Source organism: Candidatus Protofrankia californiensis (assembly GCF_900634765.1).
Classification (GTDB): Bacteria; Actinomycetota; Actinomycetes; order Frankiales; family Frankiaceae; genus Protofrankia; species Protofrankia californiensis.
Genome location: NZ_CAAAFT010000080.1, coordinates 2,768 through 7,685, shown reverse-complemented (window position 1 = coordinate 7,685; position 4,918 = coordinate 2,768). Strand labels below are relative to the sequence as shown.

Below are 4,918 nucleotides of genomic sequence, written 5' to 3'. Positions count from 1 at the left end.
ACGGGCATCCGCCAAACGGGCATCCGCCAAACGGGCATCCGACAGCGCAACCGTGGAATCGGCAACCGCGGAAGCGGTATTCGACTGACCAGCACTCACTCGCTCTGTCACCAGGCCATCATGGCCCAGCGCCTGCCGGCAGGCCGGGTAACGGGCAGGTCCCGACCGGCCAAAGGCCACCCGACCATGATTCTTCTCGTGGCCGGAGGCCCCGGAGGGTGCTGGGCTCAGCCGGGCTCGCGGTCGGCGACAGCGTCCCAGGGCTCGCGGTCGGGCGCGGCGGCGCGGCCCTCGAGACAGTGCCGCCGGTAGTCACACCAGGAACACAGTCGGCTCGGCTGCGGCGGGAACGCCGTGTCGGGTCCAGTACCGCTGCGCAGTGCCTCGCCCGCCCGTTCGGCATCGTCGGCCAGCGCCTCGGCCCGTCCAAGATGGCGGCGAAGCGACGCCTCGTCGTGTTCGGCGCCCGCCACGGTGCCGGTGGGGAGATGGTGCAGCTCAACCCGCCAGCAAGGGCGGCGCAGCGTACGGGACACCGCCAGCGCGTAGAGAGCCAGCGCCTGGGAGGTGCGGGCGTCGTCATCGGTGGGCGGACGGCGTCCCGTCTTGTAGTCGACGACGACGAGTTCGCCGTCACGGTCGTCAAGCCGGTCGACCCGCCCGGACAGGGCCAGCCGTTCGGTGCGCGCGGCAACCTGACGCTCCACCGCCCTGGGCTCACGGGACGGGTCAAGGGTGGCCACATAGCGTCCGATCATCTCCGCGGCCCGCTCCCGCCAGCTCGCGGACTGCTCCGCGTCCCGCCAGCCATCCGTGATCCACAACAGGCGGACGAGGTGGGCGGCGCGGGTCGGCGTGCGGCGGGCCAGCGGTTCGTCCCACCAGGCCCGCAGGGCGTTGTGCACGCTGGAACCGAGGGAGTTGTGGGCCCACGGCGGCCCCTTCGGGGGCGCCGGACGGTCGAGATAAGCCATCCGATAGCGGCGGGGACATTCCGCGAATGCGGACAGTTTCGACGGGGTGCACACGAACAGCCGCCGCGGCATGCCGTCCAACTGCAACTGGTCCACGAAACGATCCTCTCATCCGTCCCGATGCTGTCCCGGTGGCCGCAGGGTCACCGGCTCTCCCCGCGGACGCCTGCCTCGTCGGCGACATCCGTGCGGCATCCGCGTGACATCCGTGTGACGTCTCATCCGTGTGAGGTCACGGTGGGAGCCGTATGGAGCACTGGACGATGGCAATCTCGACTGGCATGCTGGTGGCCATGCCCGGTGGATCTCTTGTCTGCGCGCTTCGCGCGAGCAGATCGCCGGATCATTTTTACCAGGGGCCGGGCACGGTCCCTGCACTGCCGCGTATCTGACGCGACACGCCGAGACTCAAGGCCCGGACTCTCCCCGGGCCTGCCAGGCTCTGGGATGACCGGGTCCCGAACGAAAAGGGCCCAGATGACAAGCCACGCGCTCCCCTCTGTCACGCCGGCACCGACGATCTCCTCGATCGCGGACGGCCGGCAGACCATCGACGAGATCGACGTCCAGCTTCGCGCGCTCGTCGGCGCACGCCTGGAGATATCCCGTCAGATTCAGGCGCTGCGTTCCTCGGACGGCGGTCCGCGCATCCAGCACCAGCGGGAAAACGAGATCATCACAGCCTGGTCGCGGGAACTCGGGCCGCGCGGGGTTGAAATCGCCCTGTCCATTCTCACGCTATGTCGTGGATCTCTTACATAGACCCTCCGGTCGAGAATGCCGGTCAGACCCCCGGTCAGGCCCGCCGATCGGCGGCGCCGGTCAGATCCTCCGGTCGGTGGAGTTGCGGCGTTCGGATCGCCGCTCCCACGATCCAGGGCTGCGACGGCGCCCAGCGGCTGCGTCCTCACCTGTTCCCGCGTCTGTCCCCGCGGACTCGGCCAGCAGCGCCCGAAGCTCCGCACGCAGCTCGGAACGCAGGTAGTCGCGGGTCGCCAGTTCCCCGACCCTGATACGGATTGCCGCTATCTCGCGGGCGAGGTATTCGGTGTCGTCGAGCTGGCGTCCGGTGCGCTCCCGGTCCTGCGCGAGGTTGGCCCGGTCCCGGTCGTCCTGCCGGTTCTGCGCCAGCAGGATCAGCGGTGCGGCATACGCCGCCTGCAGGGACAGCGCCAGCGTCAGAAAGATGAACGGATAGTTGTCGAACCGCAGGTCACGGGGTGCGATGATGTTGTAGCCGATCCACAGCACCACCACTATGCTCTGGACCACGAGAAAGCGCGCGGTCCCGATGAACCGGGCGATCCGCTCGGCGGCCCGGCCGAAGGCGTCCGGTTCGTAGGGACGGCGGGTCAGCGCCGACCGGCGGGACGGGCGAGGCTGATCGAGCCTGCCCGTACGACGGCGGATCTTCATCAGGTGCCCACGCTCGGGGGGTGCGCACCCGAGGCGTCCGAGTCGAGGTCGCGTTCCCGCCAGCCGGCCGGCAACAGGTGGTCCAGCACGTCGTCGACGGTGACCACCCCCACCAGCCGGGCGCTGTCGTCCAGCACCGGGGCGGCAACCAGGTTGTACGACGCGAGGTGACGGGTCACCTCCTGCAGCGACGCCTCCGGCCGCAGTGGGGTGATGTCGACGTCGACGATGCCGCTGACGAGCGTCCCGGGCGGTTCCCGCAGCAGACGCTGGAAATGGGCAAGCCCGAGGTAGCGCCCGGTGGGTGTCTCGAACGGAGGACGCACCACGTACACCTGCGCGGCCAGGGCCGGGGAAAGCTCCGGCGCCCGCACCCGCGCGATCGCCTCGGCCACGCTCGCGTTCGGGCCGACGATCACCGGTTCGCTGGTCATCATGCCGCCGGCGGTCCTGTCGGGGTAGACGAGCAGGCGCCGGACTGGCTCAGCCTCCCGCGGTTCCATCAACAACAGCAACCGCTCGGCCTCCCCGGCGGGGAGGTCCCCCAGCAGGTCGGCAGCGTCATCGGGGCCCATCGCCTCCAGGACGTCGGCGGCCCGCTCGTCGGCGAGCCCGCCGAGCAGTTCGACCTGCTCGTCCTCGGGCAGTTCTTCCAGGACGTCGGCGAGCCGCTCGTCGTCGAGGGCCGCGGCCACTTCGACGCGGCGTTTGTCGGACAGATCCCGCAGGAGCGAGGCGAGGTCCGCGGGCCGCAGCTTCTCGAACACCGCGAGCATGTTGGCCGCGCCCTGGTCCTCCTCCGGCAGGGAGAATCCGGTGACTTCGGCCCAGGAAACCATGCGGACCTCGCCGCGGCGCCGCCGGCCGGTCCGTACCGCGACCTGGTCGAGAACCCAGTCGCCGCCGCGGATCTGTTCGATCGCGGCGTCCACCACGACGACGCGGGTACCGGTCGCGACCAGCGTCACCTGCCGGTCCAGGAGCTCACCGAGCACAAGGGTCTCGCCGGGACGCTGGGCGAACCGGCGCCAGCTCAACCTGGCCGAGGACAGCACCACGGCACCCGACTCCACCCCGGTCACCCTGCTGATCGGAACGAAGATGGGATGACGTTGCACCTCGACCGCAAGCCCGAGGACGCGCGGCGGTTGGCTACCCAGCCGCAACATCACCACCACGTCCCGCAGCCGTCCGACCACGTCACCGTTGGGATCGAGGACGAGCAGGCCCGCCAGTCTCCGGCAGAACAGCCGGGCCGGTGCCGCTGTCATGGCCGAACACCACGGTGTGGTTCACAGTTCGGCCTCACCGCGCGAGGCTACCTCCACCGCCCGATCCACTGTCGATCTTACTGCTCGGACCAGCTGCCGAGATCTGCGGCGCCCCGCCACGGGGCACCAGCCGGAACGAGCCTCACAAGCCTCCTGAGGCTCACGGCGACGAGGTGACGGGGCTGGGGCTGGGGCTGCTAATAGGGCGCCCGCTTGGCCAGTCCGAGGGCGTAGTCCGTCCAGAACTCACCGGCCGGCGGGCCCCCGTTACACGTGCCGTCGGACTCCCCGGGGCCCTTCACCCACAGGAACGCGTCCGCGCGCTCGTCACCGGTTGCCGTGGTCGGACGGGTTCCCAGCGCTCGCCCCGCCGGATTGCACCACTGCCTGTCCGGAGCCGGGCCGCGCCCGTTGCGGCTGGTGTCGACGACGAAGTGGCCACTGCCGCCGAGCTCGGCGACGATCTGGTCACCGTAGGCCAGCAGGTCGGTGGTGCCGACGAAGTTCGCCGTGTTCAGGGCGAAGCCGCGCACGGCGGCGACACCGGCAAGCCGCAGGCGTCCGGCCATCTCGGTGGCAGGGCGCCAGTCCGGCTGCCCCGCGTCGAGGTAGACGGTGGCTCCGTGCTGGGTCAGCAGCATGCCCGCCTCACGGATCAGCGTGTAGCGCGTCTGCCGGTCAGCGGCTGACAGGCAGTCCGCACCGGCGATCGCGTCCGGCTCGAGTACCACGGCGGCAGGGCCCGAGCCGATGCCGGCGGCAACCTCCGAGATCCACGCACGGTATTCGGCCGGCGAGTTCGCCCCGCCGGCGGAGTAGCCGCCGCAGTCGCGGGCCGGTATGTGGTAGACGGCGAATATCGCGATCGCGTGGGCGGCCCGCGCGCTGCTGACCCGCGCGGCGACCATGGCGCGGACCTGCGTGGTCGGGAACCAGTCACCGAGCCACATCGCCTGCGGGGTACCCGCGATCTTGTCGAGCAGGCTCGCGTTCGCGGGACTGCGGCTGCGCAGCCGGGCCGCGGCCGCGTCCGCCAACGTGTCGGGATCATCGTAGAAGCGGACGCCGGCCAGCGGGTTTCCAGCCGCTCCCGGGCCCGGGAGCGTCCCGGGCGGGGTGACAACCGCAGCCGAAAGCGGCCCCGGCGTGGCGGTGACCGTGGCACCTGGGGACGCCGGTGCCCGCAGCGTCCCCACGTCCCCGGGCCGGCAGCCGGCTGCCAGGACGAGGGCTGCGGCCACGATCATCGTGGTGGCC

5 protein-coding genes are annotated in these 4,918 nt (G+C 70.9%); 1 reads left to right on the top strand and 4 read right to left on the bottom strand.

The features are described 5' to 3' along the window. Positions 1–227: 227 nt before the first annotated feature. A complete protein-coding gene (locus DD1DGNOD_RS04970) occupies positions 228–1,070 on the bottom strand; it encodes a RecB family exonuclease (RefSeq protein ID WP_131765467.1) in 843 nt (280 codons plus the stop codon). 381 nt (positions 1,071–1,451) lie between these two features. Between DD1DGNOD_RS04970 and DD1DGNOD_RS04965 the strand changes: the two genes are divergently transcribed. Further along, a complete protein-coding gene (locus DD1DGNOD_RS04965) occupies positions 1,452–1,736 on the top strand; it encodes a chorismate mutase (protein ID WP_131769559.1) in 285 nt (94 codons plus the stop codon). 60 nt (positions 1,737–1,796) lie between these two features. On the opposite strand, the gene DD1DGNOD_RS04960 is transcribed toward DD1DGNOD_RS04965, so the two are convergent. The 3 genes from DD1DGNOD_RS04960 to DD1DGNOD_RS04950 form a co-directional block, all read right to left on the bottom strand. Beyond that, positions 1,797–2,390 (bottom strand): DUF1003 domain-containing protein, encoded by a 594-nt coding sequence (locus DD1DGNOD_RS04960; RefSeq protein WP_131765465.1) that lies wholly within the window; start codon positions 2,388–2,390, stop codon positions 1,797–1,799. Then, positions 2,390–3,661 (bottom strand): magnesium transporter MgtE N-terminal domain-containing protein, encoded by a 1,272-nt coding sequence (locus DD1DGNOD_RS04955; protein WP_206442954.1) that lies wholly within the window; start codon positions 3,659–3,661, stop codon positions 2,390–2,392. Before DD1DGNOD_RS04955 ends, DD1DGNOD_RS04960 begins: the two co-directional genes overlap by 1 nt. A 197-nt stretch (positions 3,662–3,858) precedes the next feature. Further along, positions 3,859–4,918: glycoside hydrolase family 6 protein (locus DD1DGNOD_RS04950; RefSeq protein WP_241255471.1), on the bottom strand; the 1,060-nt coding region annotated here is incomplete at its 5' end.

Bases quoted from the DNA above. Each gene is read 5' to 3' on its own strand.
- DD1DGNOD_RS04965 (WP_131769559.1), top strand. From the start codon at position 1,452: ATGACAAGCCACGCGCTCCCCTCTGTCACGCCGGCACCGACGATCTCC.
- DD1DGNOD_RS04955 (WP_206442954.1), bottom strand. From the start codon at position 3,661: ATGACAGCGGCACCGGCCCGGCTGTTCTGCCGGAGACTGGCGGGCCTG.
- DD1DGNOD_RS04960 (WP_131765465.1), bottom strand. From the start codon at position 2,390: ATGAAGATCCGCCGTCGTACGGGCAGGCTCGATCAGCCTCGCCCGTCC.